This window comes from Pseudomonas sp. W4I3, from assembly GCF_030816195.1.
GTDB lineage: Bacteria > Pseudomonadota > Gammaproteobacteria > Pseudomonadales > Pseudomonadaceae > Aquipseudomonas.
The window spans coordinates 3,465,882-3,487,289 of sequence record NZ_JAUSXS010000001.1 but is presented as its reverse complement, the minus strand read 5'-3'; the positions used below and the strand labels follow the sequence as shown (position 1 = coordinate 3,487,289).

Annotated in this window: 25 protein-coding genes; 14 read left to right on the top strand and 11 right to left on the bottom strand. The window is 59.2% G+C overall.

Translation table 11 applies throughout. The features are described 5' to 3' along the window. Positions 1-5 precede the first annotated feature (5 nt). Complete coding sequence (hppD, locus tag QF045_RS15945) at positions 6-1,082, bottom strand: 4-hydroxyphenylpyruvate dioxygenase (RefSeq protein WP_306493045.1); 1,077 nt, start codon at positions 1,080-1,082, stop codon at positions 6-8. Between the two features lie 378 nt (positions 1,083-1,460). Between hppD and QF045_RS15940 the strand changes: the two genes are divergently transcribed. After that, complete coding sequence (locus QF045_RS15940) at positions 1,461-3,002, top strand: EAL domain-containing protein (RefSeq protein ID WP_306493044.1); 1,542 nt, start codon at positions 1,461-1,463, stop codon at positions 3,000-3,002. Between the two features lie 198 nt (positions 3,003-3,200). Continuing rightward, entirely contained in the window at positions 3,201-3,566 is a 366-nt protein-coding gene (locus tag QF045_RS15935) for a histone-like nucleoid-structuring protein, MvaT/MvaU family (RefSeq protein ID WP_306493043.1), read from the top strand. A gap of 102 nt (positions 3,567-3,668) precedes the next feature. Here the strand turns inward: QF045_RS15935 and QF045_RS15930 are convergent, their stop codons facing one another. Further along, positions 3,669-4,205, bottom strand: coding sequence for a DUF4946 domain-containing protein (locus QF045_RS15930; protein ID WP_306494907.1), 537 nt, complete (start codon positions 4,203-4,205; stop codon positions 3,669-3,671). Positions 4,206-4,382: 177 nt separating this feature from the next. Between QF045_RS15930 and gloA the strand changes: the two genes are divergently transcribed. Next, entirely contained in the window at positions 4,383-4,904 is a 522-nt protein-coding gene (gloA, locus tag QF045_RS15925) for a lactoylglutathione lyase (RefSeq protein ID WP_012724171.1), read from the top strand. Between the two features lie 52 nt (positions 4,905-4,956). Here the strand turns inward: gloA and ahpF are convergent, their stop codons facing one another. From ahpF to QF045_RS15910, 3 genes are all read right to left on the bottom strand, one after another. Further along, on the bottom strand, positions 4,957-6,522 hold the full coding sequence (gene ahpF / locus QF045_RS15920; protein WP_306493042.1) for an alkyl hydroperoxide reductase subunit F: 1,566 nt from the start codon (positions 6,520-6,522) through the stop codon (positions 4,957-4,959). Between the two features lie 123 nt (positions 6,523-6,645). Further along, entirely contained in the window at positions 6,646-7,209 is a 564-nt protein-coding gene (gene ahpC / locus QF045_RS15915; RefSeq protein WP_003191303.1) for an alkyl hydroperoxide reductase subunit C, read from the bottom strand. Between the two features lie 133 nt (positions 7,210-7,342). Continuing rightward, positions 7,343-8,275, bottom strand: coding sequence for a site-specific integrase (locus QF045_RS15910; protein WP_306493041.1), 933 nt, complete (start codon positions 8,273-8,275; stop codon positions 7,343-7,345). A 171-nt stretch (positions 8,276-8,446) separates the two neighbouring features. Here QF045_RS15910 and QF045_RS15905 point away from each other — a divergent pair, with 171 nt between their 5' ends. Further along, a complete protein-coding gene (locus QF045_RS15905; RefSeq protein ID WP_306493040.1) occupies positions 8,447-9,454 on the top strand; it encodes a DNA-binding protein in 1,008 nt (335 codons plus the stop codon). Here the strand turns inward: QF045_RS15905 and gorA are convergent, their stop codons facing one another. After that, positions 9,455-10,813, bottom strand: a complete 1,359-nt coding sequence (gorA, locus tag QF045_RS15900; protein WP_306493039.1) for a glutathione-disulfide reductase — start codon at positions 10,811-10,813, stop codon at positions 9,455-9,457. It abuts the gene before it with no gap. Positions 10,814-10,918: 105 nt separating this feature from the next. Then, the gene (galU, locus tag QF045_RS15895; RefSeq protein ID WP_003230743.1) at positions 10,919-11,758 is read right to left on the bottom strand and encodes a UTP--glucose-1-phosphate uridylyltransferase GalU; all 840 of its coding nucleotides are present in this window, start codon (positions 11,756-11,758) and stop codon (positions 10,919-10,921) included. A 299-nt stretch (positions 11,759-12,057) separates the two neighbouring features. Here galU and QF045_RS15890 point away from each other — a divergent pair, with 299 nt between their 5' ends. Beyond that, positions 12,058-12,243, top strand: coding sequence for a hypothetical protein (locus QF045_RS15890; protein WP_306493038.1), 186 nt, complete (start codon positions 12,058-12,060; stop codon positions 12,241-12,243). Between the two features lie 140 nt (positions 12,244-12,383). Beyond that, the gene (locus tag QF045_RS15885; RefSeq protein WP_124362970.1) at positions 12,384-12,665 is read left to right on the top strand and encodes a hypothetical protein; all 282 of its coding nucleotides are present in this window, start codon (positions 12,384-12,386) and stop codon (positions 12,663-12,665) included. 9 nt (positions 12,666-12,674) lie between these two features. Here the strand turns inward: QF045_RS15885 and QF045_RS15880 are convergent, their stop codons facing one another. The 4 genes from QF045_RS15880 to QF045_RS15865 all read right to left on the bottom strand — a co-directional run bounded on the left by QF045_RS15880 (position 12,675) and on the right by QF045_RS15865 (position 15,078). Further along, positions 12,675-12,905, bottom strand: coding sequence for a hypothetical protein (locus tag QF045_RS15880; protein WP_065929978.1), 231 nt, complete (start codon positions 12,903-12,905; stop codon positions 12,675-12,677). A 79-nt stretch (positions 12,906-12,984) separates the two neighbouring features. Beyond that, positions 12,985-13,896 (bottom strand): c-type cytochrome, encoded by a 912-nt coding sequence (locus tag QF045_RS15875; protein WP_306493037.1) that lies wholly within the window; start codon positions 13,894-13,896, stop codon positions 12,985-12,987. Next, the gene (locus QF045_RS15870; protein WP_306493036.1) at positions 13,893-14,540 is read right to left on the bottom strand and encodes a c-type cytochrome; all 648 of its coding nucleotides are present in this window, start codon (positions 14,538-14,540) and stop codon (positions 13,893-13,895) included. The genes QF045_RS15875 and QF045_RS15870 overlap by 4 nt, the downstream gene beginning before the upstream one ends. 187 nt (positions 14,541-14,727) lie before the next feature. Beyond that, complete coding sequence (locus tag QF045_RS15865) at positions 14,728-15,078, bottom strand: hypothetical protein (RefSeq protein WP_306493035.1); 351 nt, start codon at positions 15,076-15,078, stop codon at positions 14,728-14,730. A gap of 212 nt (positions 15,079-15,290) precedes the next feature. Between QF045_RS15865 and QF045_RS15860 the strand changes: the two genes are divergently transcribed. From QF045_RS15860 to modC, 8 genes are all read left to right on the top strand, one after another. Continuing rightward, the gene (locus QF045_RS15860; protein ID WP_003173824.1) at positions 15,291-15,593 is read left to right on the top strand and encodes a DUF1883 domain-containing protein; all 303 of its coding nucleotides are present in this window, start codon (positions 15,291-15,293) and stop codon (positions 15,591-15,593) included. A gap of 25 nt (positions 15,594-15,618) precedes the next feature. Next, positions 15,619-15,786: a hypothetical protein gene (locus tag QF045_RS15855; RefSeq protein ID WP_306493034.1), complete on the top strand. Its 168-nt coding sequence runs from the start codon at positions 15,619-15,621 to the stop codon at positions 15,784-15,786. Between the two features lie 2 nt (positions 15,787-15,788). Then, positions 15,789-16,454 (top strand): DNA oxidative demethylase AlkB, encoded by a 666-nt coding sequence (gene alkB, locus QF045_RS15850; protein WP_306493033.1) that lies wholly within the window; start codon positions 15,789-15,791, stop codon positions 16,452-16,454. A gap of 75 nt (positions 16,455-16,529) precedes the next feature. After that, positions 16,530-17,576 (top strand): bifunctional DNA-binding transcriptional regulator/O6-methylguanine-DNA methyltransferase Ada, encoded by a 1,047-nt coding sequence (ada, locus tag QF045_RS15845; protein WP_306493032.1) that lies wholly within the window; start codon positions 16,530-16,532, stop codon positions 17,574-17,576. A gap of 109 nt (positions 17,577-17,685) precedes the next feature. After that, positions 17,686-18,744 (top strand): nitronate monooxygenase family protein, encoded by a 1,059-nt coding sequence (locus QF045_RS15840; protein WP_306493031.1) that lies wholly within the window; start codon positions 17,686-17,688, stop codon positions 18,742-18,744. Between the two features lie 101 nt (positions 18,745-18,845). Then, positions 18,846-19,598, top strand: a complete 753-nt coding sequence (gene modA / locus QF045_RS15835; RefSeq protein ID WP_306493030.1) for a molybdate ABC transporter substrate-binding protein — start codon at positions 18,846-18,848, stop codon at positions 19,596-19,598. Next, positions 19,599-20,279 (top strand): molybdate ABC transporter permease subunit, encoded by a 681-nt coding sequence (gene modB, locus QF045_RS15830; RefSeq protein WP_306493029.1) that lies wholly within the window; start codon positions 19,599-19,601, stop codon positions 20,277-20,279. It begins immediately after the preceding gene. A 5-nt stretch (positions 20,280-20,284) separates the two neighbouring features. Continuing rightward, a complete protein-coding gene (gene modC / locus QF045_RS15825; RefSeq protein ID WP_306493028.1) occupies positions 20,285-21,364 on the top strand; it encodes a molybdenum ABC transporter ATP-binding protein in 1,080 nt (359 codons plus the stop codon). Positions 21,365-21,408: the final 44 nt, after the last annotated feature.

Sequence of the window (21,408 nt, the reverse complement as noted above, 5' to 3'; positions counted from 1 at the left end):
ATTGCTTAGTCGGTGGTCAATACACCGCGACGTACTTGGTCGCGCTCGATTGACTCGAACAACGCCTTGAAGTTGCCTTCGCCGAACCCATCGTCGCCTTTACGCTGAATGAATTCGAAAAACACCGGGCCCATCAGGGTTTCCGAGAAGATCTGCAACAGCAGACGCTTGTCGCCCGCGATTGACGAACCATCCAGCAAGATGCCGCGTGCCTGCAGCTGGTCCACTGGTTCGCCGTGATTCGGCAGGCGACCTTCGAGCATTTCGTAATACGTGTCTGGCGGCGCGGTCATGAAGCGCATGCCGATATTCTTCAACGCGTCCCAGGTCTTGACCAGGTCGTCGGTAAGGAACGCCACGTGCTGGATGCCCTCGCCGTTGAACTGCATCAGGAACTCTTCGATCTGGCCAGCGCCCTTGGACGACTCTTCGTTCAACGGGATGCGGATCATGCCATCCGGCGCGCTCATGGCCTTGGAAGTCAGGCCGGTGTACTCGCCCTTGATATCGAAGTAACGCGCTTCACGGAAGTTGAACAGTTTCTCGTAGAAGTTGGCCCAGTAGGCCATGCGGCCGCGGTAGACGTTGTGGGTCAGGTGGTCGATGACCTTCAGACCGGCACCTTGCGGGTTACGGTCTACGCCTTCGAGGTAGACGAAGTCGATGTCATAGATCGAGCTGCCCTCGCCAAAACGGTCGATCAGGTACAGCGGCGCACCGCCGATGCCCTTGATTGCCGGCAGGTTCAACTCCATCGGGCCGGTTTCGATATGAATCGGCTGAGCCCCCAGTTCCAGGGCGCGCTTGTAGGCTTGCTGGGAGTTCTTCACGCGAAACGCCATGCCGCACACCGACGGCCCGTGTTCGGCGGCGAAGTACGAGGCAAGGCTGTTGGGCTCGTTGTTGAGGATCAGGTTGATCTCGCCCTGGCGATACAGGTGTACGTTCTTGGAACGGTGGCTAGCCACCTTGGTGAAGCCCATGATCTCGAAGATCGGCTCCAGGGTGCCCGGGGTCGGCGAGGCGAATTCGATGAATTCAAAGCCCATCAGGCCCATCGGGTTTTCGTATTGGTCGGTCATGGTTGGTGCCTCATCATGCTTGGAGTAAACAAAGGGTCATTTGCTGGCAAGGATGAGGTCAGCGGGTGGCGCACAGGACAGGCCCCGCACACTGCGGGCGAGGAAGTCACCAAAGATGAGGGGTGAACCGAGTTGCTTCATGGTGTCATCAGTCTCTGACGGCCGAGGCTTGCGTGAGCGCAAGTCATATTCTTGTATGCGTAAATCGATTCTACACAGCGTAACCGAGTTTGTCCGTACTCTTATCAAATCCCCATTGCCTTGGCTCGCGCAAGGGGTTTGTTACATCGGTAGACGCTGTTACGTTTTGCCGAGCGCCTTGTCGCAATGCCATCTATCATCGGCATAGTCTCTTCATTTCTGCATGGCTGCCCTTTAATGCCCCTGACCTCCAAAGGCCCGCGAAGCCGAGTCGCCCGCTATTTTTTCAGCACAGCCTGCGGCCTGCTCCCGGTTCTACTGGGGGTCGTGATTCTGTATTGGCAAGCCGAGCGCACGCTGGAGCAAAGCACCGCTCAAACGGCGCAGGAAGCCGTGCGTCAGTTCGACTTGATGCTCGACAACACCGCCCTCGCCGCCCAGGCCCTGTTACCGCTGGCTGGCTTGCCGTGTGATGAAACCGCAAAGCTGGCACTGCGCGAGCAGGTGACCCGCCGGCCGTTCGTGCGCGCCACCACCTTGTCCTGGCAGAAGAACATCTACTGCAGTTCATTGTTTGGCAGCAGCTACGAGTCGCCGGTCAACCCGGACGACTACGTTGACGGCAGTCTGTGGTTGATGAACGGCAACCCCGTCACGCCGGACACCGCATTGCTGGTTTACCGGTTGGTTGACGGTGATCGCGGTGCGTTCGCCTCGATTGACGGCTACCACCTCACCAATGCCTTGCGCCTGATCAGCCGCTACGCATTCCTGGTTCTCAACGTGGGGCCCAATTGGCTAGGCAGCGATGGCCAGGTCCATACCGGCACGCCACCAACGTTTGCCGTGGCTGCGCACTTCCTGGCGTCCAGCCGCTATCAGTACAGCGTCGACGTGGGCATGCCCGAAGGTGAGGTCTGGCGTTACATGCAGGCGCGTTACCCGGCGGTGTTCAGTCTGGTGGTGTTTTTTGGTGTGCTGGCCGGCATGCTTGCCCACTGGCTGCAGAAGCGCTCTTCGGCGCCGACCCACGAGTTGCAACGTGCCCTGGGCGCCAACGAATTCATTCCGTATTTCCAACCGGTGGTACGCGGCGACACGCGCCAATGGGCCGGTTGTGAGGTGCTGATGCGCTGGAATCACCCAAAAGAGGGCCTGGTACGGCCGGATCTGTTTATTCCCCTGGCCGAGCATTCCGGGCTGATAGTGCCCATGACTCGCGCCCTGCTGCGCCAGACCGCCACGCAATTGGCGCCGCATGCCGAGCGCTTCAGCCCGGGATTCCATATCGGCGTGAACATCACCGCGCGGCATTGCCAGAATCTGGACCTAGTGGACGACTGCCGGGAGTTCCTTGCAGCCTTCCCGCCCGGCCAGGTCACCCTGGTACTGGAGCTGACCGAGCGTGAGCTGGTCGAACCCACCGACATCACGCGCCGCTTGTTCGAGGCACTCCACCAGTTAGGCGTGATGATCGCGATAGACGACTTCGGCACCGGGCATTCCAGCCTGGGTTACTTGCGCAACTTCAATGTGGACTACTTGAAAATCGACCAAAGCTTCGTCGCCATGATCGGCGCGGATGCGCTTTCGCGGCATATTCTGGACAGCATCATAGAACTGTCCGCCAAGCTGGACCTGGGCATCGTGGCGGAGGGCGTGGAAACAGCGCAACAGTGTGATTACCTTGTCGCACAAGGCGTGGACTTCTTGCAGGGTTATCTGTTCGGCCGTCCTTTACCCGGCGATGAATTCATTAAGTCGTTGACTCACGATTGAACCACCCGCGACGAACTCAGATGAAACAATGTTATTTAGACAAAAGACATGATTTACTCGAAGTGGATTAACTACTACAATTTTTCCTGCTGGCGATACACCCATTGATCGGTGTTTTCGTTGAGTTAGCTTAATCCTCTTGGTTTAAGGCTTTCTCCGCAGTAGATATCAGCTAACTACACTATTGGAGTACAGATTTTGTCCAGACTCGCCGAATTTCGCGCAGCAGAAAAAGCCCTTCAAGAGCAGCTTGCCCAGCTGGAATCCCTGAAAAACGACGCCGGCTTGAAGAAAGAAATTGAATTTGAAGAAAAACTTAAAAAGCTGATGGGCAGCTATGACAAAAGCCTGCGCGATGTGATTTCCATCCTTGATCCAAACCCGGGAAAATCGGCTGCCGCAGCCACCACCGCGCCGAAACAGCGCCGCGCACGCGTGGTCAAGGTCTACCAGAACCCGCACACCGGCGAGCTGATCGAGACCAAAGGCGGCAACCACCGCGGCCTGAAAGCCTGGAAAGAAGAGCACGGCGCAGCCACTGTAGATTCCTGGCTTCGCGGTTGATTTACATGCACTAACAGAAAGCCTCGCTTAAGCGGGGCTTTTTTCGTTTAAAGGTTCACAAACGAACTTAAATTAAAGTTCACATTTGTTCGCATGGCCGATTCAAAGTTCGAGGCTGTCGCGCACCGTACTCACTTCATCCTGGCTGGCCTCGTACGCTTGCGCCTGGCCCGCATATGAAAACACGTAGGCTTTATCGGTATCTACCGCCCCCACTAGTGTCTGCGATAGCACATGTCGGCCGTTCTCGGTAATCACACAAGTAGTTTCCAGCGCGTCCAAGCGGCTCAATCTGGCGGTGTGCATTTTGGTGCATACACTTTGATAACCGCCTTGGGCAAAATCTTTCTGAATGGATTTACGCATTTCCAGCAAAACGCCTTGAAGATTGACGTTGTGCCCAGCCTCGATGGGTGTACCGGTCAACTCCATCACCATCAATGTCTTGCCGTTTTCATCATTTTTGATGGCGCGCTGGCGCGACACCGTTTGCGGTTTGCCGGACGTATTGCCGTCGGGCTCCACCTCCTCGACCTGCCAGCCACTGGGCCAATGAATCTGCGGGTCGGCGGCCAGCACAAACGGGCTGCCCAACACCAGGCACAACGTAGTCAACAGCGGTTTACGAAACTTGCTCATTGCAAAAAGCATCCAAGGTTCCAGCCCCAAAGTTTGCGGCCCGAGCCCACAGCTCGCAAGGGCCGCGTCAGCTTTTTCATTTGGCGCGACCGCCAGGCCTTGCGTATCATGGCTCGGCTGCACGGATGCTTGCCGCAAGCCAAGGGACCGCTTTGCCCCATTTTTTCTGGAGGGCCCATGAGCCTGCACGAACTGAACACCTTCCCCGGCGTCACTGCCCAACCTGATACTGCCACCGCGAACTTCGTGTTCAACCACACCATGCTGCGGGTCAAGGACATCACCAAGTCGCTGGATTTCTACACCCGCGTACTGGGTTTTTCCTTGGTTGAAAAACGCGACTTCCCGGAAGCTGAATTCAGCCTGTATTTCCTGGCCCTGGTGGACAAGTCCCAGATCCCGGCTGACGCTGCCGAGCGCACCCAGTGGATGAAGTCGATCCCAGGCATTCTGGAACTGACTCACAACCACGGCACCGAAAACGATGCCGACTTCGCCTACCACAACGGCAACACCGACCCGCGCGGCTTTGGCCATATCTGCATCTCGGTGCCGGATATCGTCGCGGCATGTGAACGTTTCGAGGCGCTGGGCTGCGATTTCCAGAAGCGCCTGAGCGACGGTCGTATGAAAAGCCTGGCCTTCATCAAAGACCCGGACGCGTACTGGGTTGAGATCATTCAGCCGGCACCGCTGTAAAACAAAAAAACCCCATGATCACTCATGGGGTTTTTCATTTGCGCGCTGGGTTTTACGCCGGCGCGGAAGTGCGGATCAAGTGGTCGAAGGCACTCAAGGAAGCTTTGGCGCCCTCGCCTACTGCGATGACGATCTGCTTGTACGGCACGGTCGTCACGTCACCTGCGGCAAACACGCCTGGCAGTGAGGTTTCGCCGCGTGCATCAACGATGATCTCGCCGCGCGGCGTCAGTTCCACGGTGCCTTTGAGCCAGTCGGTGTTAGGCAGCAAACCGATCTGCACGAAGATGCCTTCCAGGTCGACGGTCTTGAACTCGCCACTGTCGCGATCCTTGTACGCCAAGCCGGTGACTTTCTGGCCATCGCCTTTGACTTCACTGGTCAACGCACTGGTGATCACATCAACGTTCGGCAGGCTATAGAGCTTGCGCTGCAACACAGCGTCGGCGCGCAGCTTGCTGTCGAACTCCAGCAGAGTCACGTGGCTGACGATGCCGGCCAGGTCGATGGCTGCTTCGACGCCGGAGTTACCGCCACCGATCACCGCCACACGCTTGCCCTTGAACAGCGGGCCATCGCAGTGTGGGCAGAAGCATACGCCCTTGGCCTTGTATTCCTGCTCGCCTGGCACACCCATTTCGCGCCAGCGCGCACCGGTCGCCAGAATCACGGTCTTGGACTTGAGGGTCGCGCCACTTTCGAAACGAATTTCGTGCAAGTCACCGGCATTTTTGGCCGGCACCAGGCTACTGGCACGCTGCAGGTTCATGATATCCACGTCGTACTGACGCACGTGGGCTTCCAGGGCGCTGGCCAGTTTCGGGCCTTCGGTCTCCTGCACCGAGATAAAGTTCTCGATGGACATGGTATCCAGAACCTGACCACCAAAACGCTCAGCGGCCACACCGGTACGGATGCCTTTGCGCGCAGCGTAGATTGCAGCCGATGAACCCGCCGGACCACCGCCGACAACCAGTACATCAAAGGCGTCCTTGGCACTGATTTTCTCAGCGGCTTTTTCGATACCGCTGGTGTCGAGCTTGGCGAGGATTTCTTCCAGGCCCATGCGGCCCTGACCGAAGTTCACACCGTTGAGGTAGACACTGGGCACCGCCATGATCTGACGCTCATCGACTTCGGCCTGGAACAGCGCACCGTCGATGGCCACATGGCGGACATTGGGGTTAAGCACCGCCATCAGGTTCAGCGCCTGGACCACGTCCGGGCAGTTCTGGCACGACAGCGAGAAGTAGGTTTCGAAGCTGAACTCGCCTTTCAAGGCACGGATTTGCTCAATCACTTCGACACTGGCCTTCGACGGGTGGCCACCGACTTGCAGCAGGGCCAACACCAGCGAAGTGAATTCATGCCCCATGGGGATACCGGCGAAACGCAGGCTGATATCGGCACCCGGGCGATTGATGGAGAACGACGGCTTGCGCGCATCGTTGCCATCGGTGTTCAGGGTAATCAGCGTGGTGAGGCTGGTTACGTCTTGCAAAAGAGCGAGCATTTCCTGGGATTTCGCACCGTCGTCGAGGGAGGCAACGATCTCGATCGGCTGGGTGACCCGCTCCAGGTAAGATTTCAACTGAGCTTTAAGATTGGCGTCCAACATACGGGCGATTTCCTATAATTGCGGGTATAAAAAAACGCCCGAGCGAATCTCGCCCGGGCGTTTTTGAGGGCGGTTGCAGCTTACTGAGTAGGTGCGGATACCCGCCCTTGCGACTTCACAGACTTAGATCTTGCCGACCAGGTCCAGGGACGGAGCCAGAGTGGCCTCGCCTTCTTTCCACTTGGCTGGGCACACTTCGCCTGGGTGGGCAGCAACGTACTGGGCAGCCTTGATCTTGCGCAGCAGCTCGGAAGCGTCACGGCCAACACCGCCGTCGTTCAGTTCAACAATCTTGATCTGACCTTCCGGGTTGATTACGAACGTACCGCGGTCTGCCAGGCCAGCTTCTTCGATCAGTACGTCGAAGTTGCGGGAGATGGTCAGGGTTGGGTCGCCGATCATGGTGTACTGGATCTTGCCGATGGCTGGCGACGTGTTGTGCCAGGCAGCGTGGGCAAAGTGGGTGTCGGTGGAAACGCTGTAGATTTCGACGCCCAGTTTCTGGAATTCGGCGTAGTTGTCAGCCAGGTCTTCCAGTTCGGTTGGGCACACGAAGGTGAAGTCAGCTGGGTAGAAGAACACTACCGACCACTTGCCTTTCAGGTCAGCGTCGGTCACATCGACGAAGCTGCCGTTTTTGAAAGCGGTGGCTTTAAACGGTTTTACTTGGCTGTTGATGATAGGCATCGTTGACTCTCCGTCAGGGGTTAAGAAGTTGATGAGATGAATCCTACCCATTCTTCCCGGCGATGGCTCATTGGCAAACCTGATGCTGACGATTGGTTTTCCCTATCAAGTGACGTTATTAATAGAAGAAATCTCATAACAGCGGTTGGGTCGCCAGGGTCATGCCGAGAAAGGGCGTCGCTTCAACATAGCGCATGGCCGATTTCATGTCGCTCCAACCGACGTAACTCATCAACGACTTCAAGTCCCAGCCGCTGCGATGGGCCCAGGTCGCAAAGCCGCGACGCAGGGAGTGACTGGTGTACTGCTCAGCGGGGATGCCCGCGCGTTCAAGTGCCTGGCGCAATAACGGAATCACACTGTTGGGGTGCAGCCCCTCCTCCCCCAGGTTGCCCCAGCGGTCGATCCCGCGGAACACCGGGCCGCGCACCAGTGCCGAAGCACTGAGCCATTCGCTGTAGGCCTGTACCGGGCACAGGCGCAGCAGCGCGGGAGTCTGGTAGGTCTTGCCGAGGTTGTCGCGGTCACTCTTGCTGCGCGGCAAGTACAGGCTGATGCCAGCACCCGGCACTGCCTGGACATGCTCGATGCTCAAACGACACAGCTCATCGCTACGAAAGCCACGCCAGAACCCCAGCAGGATCAGCGCAGTGTCACGCTTGGCGCGCAGCAATCCTGGCCGATCCTGGTTTTCGGCGGCTTGCCTGGCTTCATCCGCAAGCGATGCGACCACCTGCTCCAGATGCTGGAGCTGCAGTGGCTCGGCTTGGCGCTCCCGTGCCGGGTGCACGGCGCGAATGCCCTTGAGGACCTTGCGCACCACCGGTGCCTTGGTCGGGTCGGCAAACCCCTGGCTGATGTGCCACTGCGCCAAGGCAGAGAGACGCACCTTCAAGGTGTTCACGGCCAGCACGCCCGCATGGGCGACCAGATAGCGCGCCACGCTATCGCTCGTTGCCGGCAAGAACCCACCCCAACTGACTTCGAAGTGCTCGATGGCCGCGCGGTAGCTACGGCGCGTGTTATCGCGGGTGGCGGCGTTGAGGTAACGATCAAGATCACTCATGACAGGGCCTATTCGTACTGCGCACGCCTGTTTCGACGTAAAAAACGCTTATGACACGGGATAATACGCCAATATCCCATCTGTTAAATAATGAATTCAAACGAAATTACCGACGTGATACAGTATGTAAATACATAATACGTACCACAGTACTAAATCGACGGAGACCTCATGGCTCGCGGTGGCATAAATAAGGCAGTAGTTCAGACGGCACGCCTGGCGATCCTCGCCCGTGGCGAAAACCCCAGCATCGACGCCGTACGCATCGAGATGGGCAATACCGGCTCGAAAACCACCATTCATCGCTATCTAAAGGAGCTGGATGAAAGCGAAACCCGGCAAACCATCACTGAAGCGCCTATCGATGATGAGCTGGGAGAATTGGTGGCACGGCTTGCACAGCGCCTGAAAGAGAAAGCCCAGGAGCCCATTGACCTTGCCCTGGCGCAGTTCGAGCAGCAGAAAAGCGCCCTGCTCACTCAGCTTCAAGCACTGCAGGAAACCCATGACCTGTTGCAGCAGCAGTTCGATATCCAGGCCAGCGCCCTCGCCGAGGAAAGCGCCGCCCTGCAAACCGCCAGCAGCAGCCTGCAGACCGAACAAACGCGCAATGCCGGGCTAAGCCAGGCGTGCAGCGATTACGAACTGCGGATCAGCGACAAGGACGAGCAGATACGCTCCCTGGAAGACAAGCACCTCCACGCCCGCGATGCGCTTGAGCACTACCGCAACGCCGTCAAGGATCAGCGCGAGCAGGAACAGCGCCGCCATGAAGGCCAGCTGCAGCAGGTACAGGCGGAGTTGCGCCAGGCCCAACAGAGCGCACTGGTTCGTCAGGATGAAATTACCCAGCTGCATCGAGACAACGAGCGCTTGTTGATTGAGCATCGGGTAACAGCGAAGGAGCTGAACGCTCTGCAGGAGCAGGTGCGCAAAGACCAGGCCTTGCGCATCGAGTTGAATCAGAAGATCAGCCAGGTCGACAGCGAGCGCACGCTGCTGCAGGAACGCTTGCGGGTGGCGCTGCTGGAAAGCCAGTCACGCCAGGCGGCGCTGGCTGAACATCAACAGGCCAATAAGGCGCTGGAACTGGACCTGATCAAGGCCCAGGCCCAGATTGAAGCGCTGCGTCTGGCCGCCGTCGTTGCAACGGCGCCAGAGGCAACGCTCGAAACCTGATCAGCTCGACACAGGCGTGCGCATGGTGACGAACTCTTCCGCCGCCGTCGGATGCACGCCGATGGTCTCATCGAAATGCTGCTTGGTCGCGCCAGCCTTGAGCGCGATCGCCAGGCCCTGCACGATTTCACCGGCATCGGGCCCGACCATGTGGCAGCCCAGCACTTTGTCGGAGTCGGCGTCGACCACCAACTTCATCAGCGTCTTTTCCTGGCAGTCCGTCAGGGTCAGCTTCATCGGGCGGAAACGGCTTTCGAAGATCTGTACCTTATGGCCATTCTTCTTCGCCTCCTCTTCCGTGAGGCCGACCGTGCCGATATTGGGCAGGCTGAACACTGCGGTCGGGATCATTGCGTAATCCACGGGGCGGTAGTGCTCGGGCTTGAACAGACGACGCGCCACCGCCATGCCTTCGGCCAGGGCGACCGGAGTCAATTGCACGCGACCGATCACATCACCGATGGCCAGGATCGACGGCTCGGCGGTCTGGTACAGATCGTCAACGCTGACAAAACCACGCTCATCCAGGGTGACGCCGGTGTTTTCCAGCCCAAGGTTGTCCAGCATCGGACGACGGCCAGTGGCGTAGAACACACAATCGGTTTCCAGCACGCGACCATCCTTCAAGGTGGCCTTGAGGCTGCCATCGGCCTGCTTGTCGATGCGCTCGATATCGGCGTTGAACTGCAGGTCCAGGCCGCGCTTGGTCAGCTCTTCCTGCAAATGCTTGCGCACCGCGCCATCGAACCCGCGCAGGAACAGGTCGCCGCGATACAGCAACGAGGTTTGCGCGCCCAAGCCATGGAAAATACCCGCGAACTCAACGGCAATGTAACCACCGCCCACCACCAGCACGCGCTTGGGCAGCTCTTTAAGAAAGAACGCCTCGTTTGAGCCGATGGCGTGCTCGCGCCCTGGAATTTCGGGGATCTGCGGCCAGCCGCCAGTGGCGATCAGGATATGTTTGGCGGTAAAGCGCTCGCCGTTGATTTCTACCTGATGAGGATCCACCAGGCGCGCATGCCCTTCGTGCAGGGTCACGCCGCTGTTGACCAGCAGGTTGCGGTAGATGCCATTGAGGCGGTTGATCTCACGGTCTTTGTTGGCGATCAGGGTCGCCCAGTCAAAGTTCGCCTCGCCCAACGACCAGCCAAAACCGCTGGCCTGCTCGAAGTCTTCGGCAAAATGCGCGCCGTACACCAGCAACTTCTTCGGCACGCAGCCTACGTTCACACAGGTACCGCCCAGGTAGCGGCTTTCCGCCACGGCCACCTTGGCGCCAAAGCCCGCGGCAAAGCGCGCCGCGCGAACACCGCCAGAACCGGCGCCAATTACATACAGGTCAAAATCGTAGGCCATTTCACTCTCCTCGGCAGGACACCAGCATACCGACTTACATGGGGCTGAAAAACGAAAAAGCCACCCGAAGGTGGCTTTCGCTTGAAACAGATGGGCAAGAATGAATCAGTAAGCCTTGCCGGTCTTGTAGAAGTGCTCATAGCAGAAGTTGGTCGCTTCGATATAGCCTTCAGCGCCACCACAGTCGAAACGCTGGCCTTTGAACTTGTAGGCAATCACGCAACCGTCTTTGGCTTGCTTGAGCAAGGCGTCGGTGATCTGGATTTCGCCGCCTTTGCCTGGTTCGGTTTCTTCGATCAGCTTGAAGATGTCCGGGGTCAGGATGTAACGGCCGATGATCGCCAGATTCGACGGTGCATCTTCCGGTGCAGGCTTCTCAACCATGTCGCGCACGCGGATCAGGCCATCACCAATGTCGTCACCGGCGATCACGCCGTACTTGTTGGTTTCGGCCGGGTTGACCTCCATCACCGCGACGATGGTGCAGCGGTATTTCTGGTAGAGCTTGACCATCTGGGTCAGCACACCGTCGCCTTCCAGGTTCACGCACAGGTCATCGGCCAGTACCACGGCGAACGGTTCGTCACCGATCAGCGGGCGACCGGTCAGGATGGCGTGGCCGAGGCCTTTCATCTGGGTCTGACGGGTGTAGGAGAACGAGCATTCGTCCAGCAGCTTGCGAATGCCGACCAGGTATTTTTCCTTGTCGGTGCCCTTGATCTGGTTTTCCAGCTCGTAGCTGATGTCGAAGTGGTCTTCCAGCGCGCGCTTGCCACGGCCGGTCACGATGGAAATTTCATTCAAGCCGGCATCCAGTGCCTCTTCGACGCCGTACTGAATCAGTGGCTTGTTCACCACCGGCAGCATCTCTTTGGGCATGGCTTTGGTCGCTGGCAGGAAGCGAGTGCCGTAACCGGCTGCTGGGAACAAGCATTTCTTGATCATATGAGTCCTTACAAAGGGCTGTGCGTACGGAATTCGGCGCAGTCTAATCAGGCCGCAGTCACCTTACAATGGGTCCTGCTGGCGCCGCGATGTCATCATAGAGAAAAAATGTCGGCGTAAGTTCCGCTCATCTTTCAAGCGGCAGGCTGACCGGCACTGGAGTCTCGATGTTTCAAAGAGCTTGATCCTTTTTAGCACGCTTTTCAAAGCCCGGCATCGACCTTGAATTACTTGGGCAAACCCTCGGTATTTGGGGCTATCATTGCACCCTTGAATCAGCTTACGAGATTGCTAATTAGATGTCAGAACCAAAAGGCGTAAACGGCTACCTGATCACCCAACGTGCGGACGGTTGGCACCTGATCAACTTCCACGGCGACAGCGTCGCAGGCGTATTCGAGACCGAAAGCATGGCGATTGCGGTAGCCGAAGTATTCGTGGATGAAGCAGGCCACACTTCGAGCAAGCGGCCAAAGGGCAAGTAAGCCGCGCCGCTTGCATCAAAAAGCCCCGTCAAGCGGGGCTTTTTTGTGTTTGGCTGTACCTAGATGGCAGTTCGCTATAATCTTCCGCCAACGCCCCACGACAGTGTCAGCGCCCTCTCAACACCTTCGAAGACGACTCTATGAACAAGATCCTGGCACTCACTGCGGTTTTGGCGCTGGCCGGCTGCACCACCACATCGGACACCTACCTGAAAAACGGTGAACAAGGCTTGACCATCGACTGCTCGGGCGAGGCCAACTCCTGGGCCAGTTGCTACGAGAAAGCCGACGCGTCCTGCGCGGGCACCGGCTACCGTATCGTTGGCACCGACGGCACTCCGTCGCTCAAGGAAAGCGAGCAGACGCTGGGCAAGGACGTCGGCAATTTCAAAAGCCGCAGCGTCGTGGTGGTGTGCAAGTAGGCCGCAGCGCTACAGATGCACTTCGGCGAACTTGATCCCCAGGCCGCGCAGGGTTTCGATCAAGTCGTCCAGGCGCGGGAATGACTCGACCTCATCCTGATCGTCCACCAGGAAGTAACTGCGGCCGCCACTCTTCTTGAAAAATACGATCCACTCGCCCAGGTCGGCAGGGTTCTGGATGACGTGGGTCGCCGTGATCTGACCTTCAGCATGGCGGGCTTTGACGTGTTCTCGCTTCATAGTGGCGCGTTCCAGGCAGGACAATGCCGCTCAAGCCCCAGGCTATGAGCGGCATTTTTTGTAGGCAAAGAGCGACAGTTTAACGGATGCCTTGCCCAATCAACACGCCGTCTACCGTCTGGCCATAGAGATTGACCCCGTCATTGGCGTGAAACTTGACGCGAGTCTTCTCTACCGACCCCTCAACCAATCGCGGATCCTGCGGGCGCTCATGACGGTTGATGTACGCCGCCACATCCCACGCCTGCTGATCGCTCAAACTGCCGATCTTGCCCAATGGCATGTTGTGCTTGATGAAGGACGCTGCCGTGTTGATCCGGTGCATGCCAGCCCCCCAATTGTAGGAGTCTTTCCCCCACAAAGGCGGCATGACATAAGCACCGCCGACTTTCTGTCCCTCCCCTTCAGCGCCATGGCACACCGCGCATTGCCCTGTGTACACCTGCGCGCCATGGGCCAGGTCGTAGCCTTTGGCCGGTTGTGCCACCTCGGGATAGCCACGCCCCGGCAATTCGACCCCCAAGGGCGCCTTGCTGGAGAGCCAGTAGGCATACACCGATAACGCCGTTATCTCGGGGCTGTCCGCCGCCGGAGGGGTACCGCCATTCATGCTGAATTGGAAACAGCCCTGCAGGCGCTCGGCGAAGGTATTGACCTTGTCGTTCTTCTTTCGATACGCCGGGTACATGGGGTATGCGCCCCACAATGGCGCCGAGTTGGCCATGCGGCCCTGATCCAAATGGCAGTTGCTGCAATTGAGGCCGTTGCCCACAAACTGCGGTGCCAGGCGCTTGGTGTCCACGAACAGCGCGTAACCCTGCCTCACCAGCTTGCCGTAGGCATTATCCGGCAGTTCGCTTTCCAGCGGGGGCTTGAAGGCAGAAGCATCGGGCTGCGCCGTGGGCTGTAATTGCGATTGGTCTTCCATGACTATCGTCGCAGCATGGGCGGGTGCTGCAGCCAGCACTGCCGTCAACAGGATCGCTTTCATGGCTTGGCCTGCGCGGGCAATGAGGCGAAGTAGTGGGCCACGCCCTGCACCTCATCTGCGGTCATGGATTTGGCGATGTGCCCCATCAGGTCATTGGGGTCATTGCGCCGTGTGCCGTTCTGCCAGGCGCTCAATTGCGCTGCCAGATAAGCTGCCGGCTGGCTGGCCAACGGTGGGAATGCATCCCCCACGCCAACGCCGCCGGGGCCGTGACAACTGACGCACGCGGGGATCTGCCGTTCCCATGCGCCTTGCAGCGCCAGCTTCTCGATGGGGTCGGCAGGCATCTGGCTGCGCGATGGCATTGCCGTCTGCGGTGCAGGCATCGCGGCGACGGCATCGCTGAGCGCCGCGATTTCTACATCGGTAAGCGCCTTGGCCAGCGGCTGCATCACCGGATTATTTCGCGCTCCGCTGGCAAAGTCTGCCAATTGCTTGCGCACGTAGTGCGCCGGCAAACCCGCCAACCTGGGAAAGCCTGCTGCGGCAAGCCCCAGGCCATCGGCGCCATGACAGGCCACGCAGGACATCGCGCCGGGCTGCGAGCCGCCTTCGGTAAAAATCTTGTTGCCGTCGAGTGCGTAGGCGTTACTTAACAACAACCCTAACGCGCCTCCCACCAGTGCTCGTTCCAGAGACTTCATCACAGCTCCATCTGTATGGTTATAAGCTTAGGCAATAGATCTATAACCATGCGGATGTTATGGGGATTGGCCATTTGCCACAACCGTCGAAAAAAAAGCCAAAAAAAGCCCCACCCTGCAGGAGCGAAATGCTCGTTCCTGCAGGGTGGGGCTTTTATCGGGTTAGCGCGCGGGCATAGGCCTTGGCTTAACCGGAAATGCAGTCTTCCCCGGCTTTCTTCACATCGCCCGGCCGGATCGGCACGTTGGACATGCTTTCATAGAGCTTGATGCTGCTGCCGCTGGAGCGGTCTTCGATTTCGAAGATGGCTGACGGGTCCGCCGAGAACTTCTGCGGCACGATCACCTGAACACCGCTCTTGTGGGGCTCGATTTGTGGCGGACGGCGTGTCGCCTCCAATTTGCGCACCACGCATGCCGCATATTCCTGCGGTTTTTTCCCGGAAATGACCACCAACGTGGGTGGGGTCTGCTTGATATCTGCAACCGAAGCACACCCAGCGATTGCCAAGGCCAGCACCAACACACTCCACTTCATACTAAAACCTCCGATAAAGACCCTACGACAGCAGGCATGGGAAATTTCTCCCGGCAATGTAGGATTTATCTCTGATTACACGGTAAATAACTGTTTTAAATTGTCGAACTCGTCGACGACGGCCCGATAATAAACGCGCTGGGGCTGATAAACTCCATCTTAACCTACGTATCGTTCTGATTTTTCAGAAAAAGCCCTTCTGGAGACACCCCATGAAATTTATCCATCAGCGTGAGCACCTTAACGAGGGAGACATTGTTGTCATCGAATGCTCACAGACCTGTAATATTCGTCTGATGAGCGATGCTAATTTTCGCAGTTTCAAGAACGGCGGCCGTCATACCTACCACGGCGGCGCATTCGACAAATTCCCGGCGAAAATCACCGCACCCAGCACCGGTTTCTGGAACATTACCCTGGACGTGGTCACGCGCCGCGCCATCAGCGTTACCCGCAAACCCGCGCTGTCCCACAAGATCCGCATCGTTCGTCGCACCAGCACCAAGCTGAGCTGACCCGGATACCCGCAAGGAAAAAGCTGTGAACACCACGACCAAATACGTCATCAAGTACAAGCTCAACGGCGAACGTCGCTTCGAATTCGCCCAGTTGGCCAGCAACAGCGTTGAGGAAGCCAAGCAAGCACTGGCGAAAATCCACGATGACAGCGACGAAATTACCGATATCAACGTGAGCAAGGCGCTGTAGTCATGCCGGGCCCTACTGCCGACCTGTTCACCGATGACGCCCTGCAACAACCCGCAGGGCGCGAACAGATTGGCGAAGAGTCCTATGTTCTGAGGGGTTACGCCCTACCCTGGATTGAGCGTTTGTTGCCTGAGTTGCGGCGTGTCCTGGCCCAGTCGCCCTTTCGGCAGATGGTCACGCCTGGCGGCTTTACCATGTCGGCCGCGCTGAGCAGTTGCGGCGCGCTGGGCTGGACCACCGACGCGGCCGGCTATCGATACAGCCCCCTCGACCCGCGTAGCCAGCAACCTTGGCCACAGATGCCCGATGCGTTGCGCGAACTGGCCATATCGGCGGCAAGTGCTGCAGGTTTCAGCGATTTCTCGCCGGATGCCTGCCTGATCAACCGCTATGTGCCCACAGCGAAGATGTCTCTGCACCAGGACAAGAACGAGCGGTGCTATAACGCGCCGGTGGTATCGATCTCTCTCGGCTTGCCGGCGATTTTCCTGTTCGGCGGCCACCAGCGCAGTGACAAGGCGCAAAAGATTTCGCTGTTCCACGGCGATGTGGTGGTCTGGGGCGGTGTGGATCGCCTGCGCTACCATGGGGTGATGCCCATTCAGGCAGGCGTGCATCCGATCATGGGGCCGCAACGCATCAACCTGACCTTTCGCACCGCCGGCTGATTTGACCGCAAGCTTCGGAGTGTCGGGTGTGACCCGCGGGGTTAATCTGCCGACGACCGCTCAAGAGTACTGGCCATGAACAACCCACTCGATCCACGCTGGGCCGCCATCATCGCCCGAGATGCCAAGGCTGACGGACTGTTTGTCTATGGCGTGAAAACCACCGGTGTGTATTGTCGCCCCAGCAGCGCCTCACGCTTGCCGCGCCCGGAAAATATCGAATTCTTCGACACCGCGGCACAAGCCGAGGCTGCGGGTTATCGCCCCAGCCGCCGCGCCGCCGGCGACCAGACGCAACTGGCCGCCCGCCATGGTCAGTTGGTCGCCGACGCGTGTCGCCAGATAGAACAGGCCGAAACAACCCCTGCCCTTGCGGCGCTCGCCCATCAGGCCGGCTTGAGTTCGTTTCATTTCCACCGCGTGTTCAAAGCCGTCACCGGCCTTACGCCCAAGGGTTACGCCAGCGCCCTGCGCTCGCGCAAAGTACGTGATGGGCTAAAGGGCGCGCAGTCGGTCACCGATACGCTGTACGAGGCCGGCTTCAATTCCAACAGCCGCTTTTATGAAGCGGCTGATCAATTGCTCGGCATGAAACCGCGCGATTACAAAGCTGGCGGCGCCAATAACCTGATTCGTTTTGCCGTGGGCCAGTGCTCGCTCGGGGCGATCGTGGTGGCGCAAAGCCAACGTGGCGTGTGCGCGATTTCGCTGGGCGACGATCCGGACACCCTGGTGCGGGACCTGCAGGACCAATTCCCCCAAGCCGAACTGGTCGGCGCCGATCGTAACTTCGAACAACTGATCGCCCAGGTCGTGGGTTTTATCGAAGCCCCTGCCCTGGGCCTGGAGCTGCCGCTGGATCTGCGCGGTACGGCTTTCCAGGAACGGGTATGGCAAGCGCTGCGCGAAATCCCGGTGGGCAGCACCGCCAGCTACGCGCAGATTGCCCAGCGCATCGGTGCGCCGACCTCTTCTCGCGCCGTGGCCCAGGCCTGCGGCGCCAATCGCCTCGCGGTGGCCATCCCCTGTCACCGCGTCGTGCGCAGTGACGGCGCTCTGTCCGGCTACCGCTGGGGCGTAGAGCGCAAGCGCACGTTGCTGGAGCGCGAAACTCCGGTTTGAGCCCGCTTCACAAAGCACTGCCCTCGTCCAGTGAATAAAACAGACTGGCCGGGCGTCCAGGGCCCTGCTAAAACAGCGAAAAGCCTTACTGACGCTGGAGACGCATCCCATGAGCACCTGGCCAAACACGCGCTTGCTCGACTTGCTGGGCATCGAGCTGCCCATCATCCAGGCCCCTATGGCGGGAGCCACCACCACCGCCATGGTGATTGCCGCCAGCCAGGCCGGCGCACTGGGTTCCATGCCCGCCGCGGCGCTGAGCATCGAGCAGCTGCGCGAAGCGTTGACTGTTATTCGCCAAGCCAGCACCGGCCCGCTCAACGTCAACTTTTTCTGCCATCAGGCGCCTGAAGCCGATGAAGAGCGCGACCGGCGCTGGAAAACTCTGCTGGAACCCTACTACCGCGAACTGGGCGCCGATTTCAACGCGCCGACTCCGGTATCGAATCGCGCGCCCTTCAATGAAGCGGCGTGTGAAGTGGTTGAAACCTTCCGCCCTGAAGTGGTCAGTTTCCATTTTGGCTTGCCGGAAAAATCCTTGCTGGACCGAGTAAAAGCCACCGGCGCCAAGGTGCTGTCATCGGCCACGACGGTCGAGGAAGCAATCTGGCTTGAGGCCCACGGTTGTGACGCCGTGATTGCAATGGGCATTGAAGCCGGTGGGCACCGCGGCATGTTTCTCAATGACGACCTCAACAGCCAGATCGGCTTGATGGCGCTGCTGCCGCAAATCGTCGATGCCATCAGCGTGCCGGTGATTGCGGCCGGTGGTATCGCTGATGCACGCGGGATGGTCGCAGCGTTTGCCCTGGGCGCCTCGGCGGTGCAGATCGGCACGGCGTATCTGTTTACCCCTGAAGCCAGCATCAGCGCTTCCCATCACCATGCGTTACGACATGCCCAGGCCAGCGAAACCGCACTCACCAACCTGTTCACCGGTCGCCCGGCGCGGGGCATTGTCAACCGCGTGATGCGTGAGCTGGGCGCGATCAACCCCGCTGCGCCGGCATTTCCGCGGGCCGGAGGTGCGTTGATGCCTCTGAAGGCCAAGGACGAAGCAGGCTTCAGCAACCTGTGGGCAGGCCAAGCCTTGCGCCTAGGTAACGAAGGCTCGACGTATGACCTGACCCGCCATCTGGCTGAACAGGCCTTGGCCAAGCTGCGCTAGCGCCTTGGCGTTTGTGCAACGTGGCGCTGTACCGGTAGCCGGCAACCGCTATATATTCACCTACATAGCGGTAACGCCCGTATACCTCAAGGAATTGCCTCATGATGATCCGCGCCTCACGTCTTGCCCCCCTGCTTGCTGCCTTTGCCCTGGGTTCAGCGCATGCCGATGAGGTGCAAGTGGCCGTCGCCGCCAACTTTACCGCGCCGATCCAGGCCATTGCCGCCGACTTCAAGAAAGACACCGGTCACACGCTGGTCGCGGCCTTTGGCGCCACCGGTCAGTTCTATACCCAGATCAAGAATGGTGCGCCGTTCGAAGTGTTTCTGAGTGCCGACGACACCACCCCGCAAAAACTCGAGGCCGAAGGTGAGACCGTCAAGGGGTCGCGCTTTACCTACGCGGTGGGCACCCTGGCCCTGTGGTCGGCGAAAGAAGGCTACGTGGATACCAACGGTGAAGTGCTCAAGCAGAACGCCTTCAAGCACCTGTCCATCGCCAACCCGAAAGCCGCACCGTACGGCCTGGCCGCCACCCAAGTGCTGGCCAGGGAAGGCTTGGCCGACAAGGTCAAGGACAAGCTGGTCGAAGGCCAGAACATCACCCAGGCCTATCAGTTCGTTTCCACCGGCAACGCCGAGCTGGGCTTTGTGGCGTTGTCGCAGATCTATAAGGACGGCAAGCTTTCCAGCGGCTCGGCGTGGATCGTGCCGTCATCCCTGCACGATCCGATCAAACAGGACGCCGTGATTCTCAACAAAGGCAAGGACAGCGTTGCCGCCAAGGCCCTGGTCGACTACCTCAAAGGGCCCAAGGCCGCTGCGGTGATCAAGTCCTACGGTTACGAGCTGTAAATGCCGCTGACGAGCGCCGACTTTTCCGCGATCTGGCTGACGGTAAAACTGGCGTCGCTGACCACGGTGATCCTGTTGCTGATCGGTACGCCGATTGCCCTGTGGCTGTCGCATACCCGCTCTTGGTGGCGCGGGCCCATAGGCGCGATCGTCGCACTGCCACTGGTGTTGCCGCCGACGGTCATCGGTTTTTACCTGCTGTTGGCCATGGGCCCCCATGGCTACGTCGGCCAGTTCACCCAATGGCTGGGCCTGGGCACCCTGACCTTCAGCTTCGCCGGGCTGGTCATTGGCTCGGTGATCTACTCCATGCCCTTCGTCGTTCAACCGTTGCAGAACGCGTTTTCAGCGATCGGCACGCGCCCGCTGGAGGTGGCGGCGACCTTGCGCGCAGGTCACCTGGACAGGTTTTTTACGGTGATCCTGCCCCTGGCACGCCCAGGTTTTATTACGGCCTCGATTCTTGGCTTTGCCCATACCGTTGGCGAGTTCGGCGTGGTGCTGATGATCGGCGGCAATATCCCGGACAAAACCCGCGTGGTGTCGGTGCAGATTTACGACCATGTCGAAGCCATGGAATATGCCCAGGCCCACTGGCTTGCCGGGGCGATGGTGGTGTTCGCGTTCATCGTGTTGCTGGCGCTGTATTCCAGCCGTAAAACCAAGCCGGGCTGGAGCTGATCGCGATGATTGATGTACGCCTGCACCTGAAGTATTCCGGCTTTGCGCTGGACGTGGAGCTGCAATTGCCTGGCCGTGGCGTCACAGCCCTTTTCGGCCCATCCGGTTCCGGCAAGACTACCTGCCTGCGCGGTATCGCAGGGCTGGAGCGCGCCGAGAGCGGGTTTGTGCAGATCAACGGTGAGGTTTGGCAAGACAGCCGTAACCGAGTGTTTGTGCCGCCGCATAAACGCGCGTTGGGCTATGTATTCCAGGAAGCGAGCCTGTTTCCTCATCTGTCGGTGCGGGCCAATCTGGAATTTGGCTTCAAGCGCATCCCTCGCGCGCAACGGCGCGTGGAGATGGTCCACGCTACCGAGTTACTCGGTATCGCTCACCTGCTTGAGCGCAACCCGCAACACCTCTCTGGCGGCGAACGCCAGCGCGTCGGCATCGCCCGTGCGTTGCTCACCAGCCCCCAACTGTTGCTGATGGATGAACCCCTGGCGGCGCTCGACAGCCAGCGTAAAAACGAAATCCTGCCTTACCTCGAACGCCTGCACGACGAGCTGGATATCCCAGTGCTGTATGTCAGCCATGCCCAGGACGAAGTGGCGCGGCTGGCGGACCACCTGGTCTTGCTCAGCGAAGGCAAGGTGCTGGCCAGCGGGCCAATCGGCGAATCACTGGCGCGGCTCGATCTGCCCCTGGCGCGGGGCGACGATGCCGGTGTGATCGTGACTGGCAGCGTGATCGGTTACGACGATCACTATCAGTTGCTCACCTTGCAACTGCCCGGTTGTTCCTTGCAGATACGCGTGGCCCACACACCGATGGCCCTGGGCAAACAGCTGCGGGTCAAGATCCAGGCGCGGGACGTGAGCCTCAGTCACCAGGCGCAGGAACACAGCAGCATCCTCAACCGCCTGCCGGTGACGGTGATCCAGGACGTCGCAGCGGATAACAACGCCCATGTGCTGGTGCGCCTGGAGGCTGCTGGTACGCCGCTGCTGGCGCGCATCACGCGGTTTTCCCGAGACCAGCTGAAGGTGCAGCCAGGCCAGGTGCTGTGGGCGCAGATCAAGGCGGTGGCGGTGCTGGCCTAAACCATTTGGCACGTCCGCAGGGCGCTGCGGTCAATCAGACATAC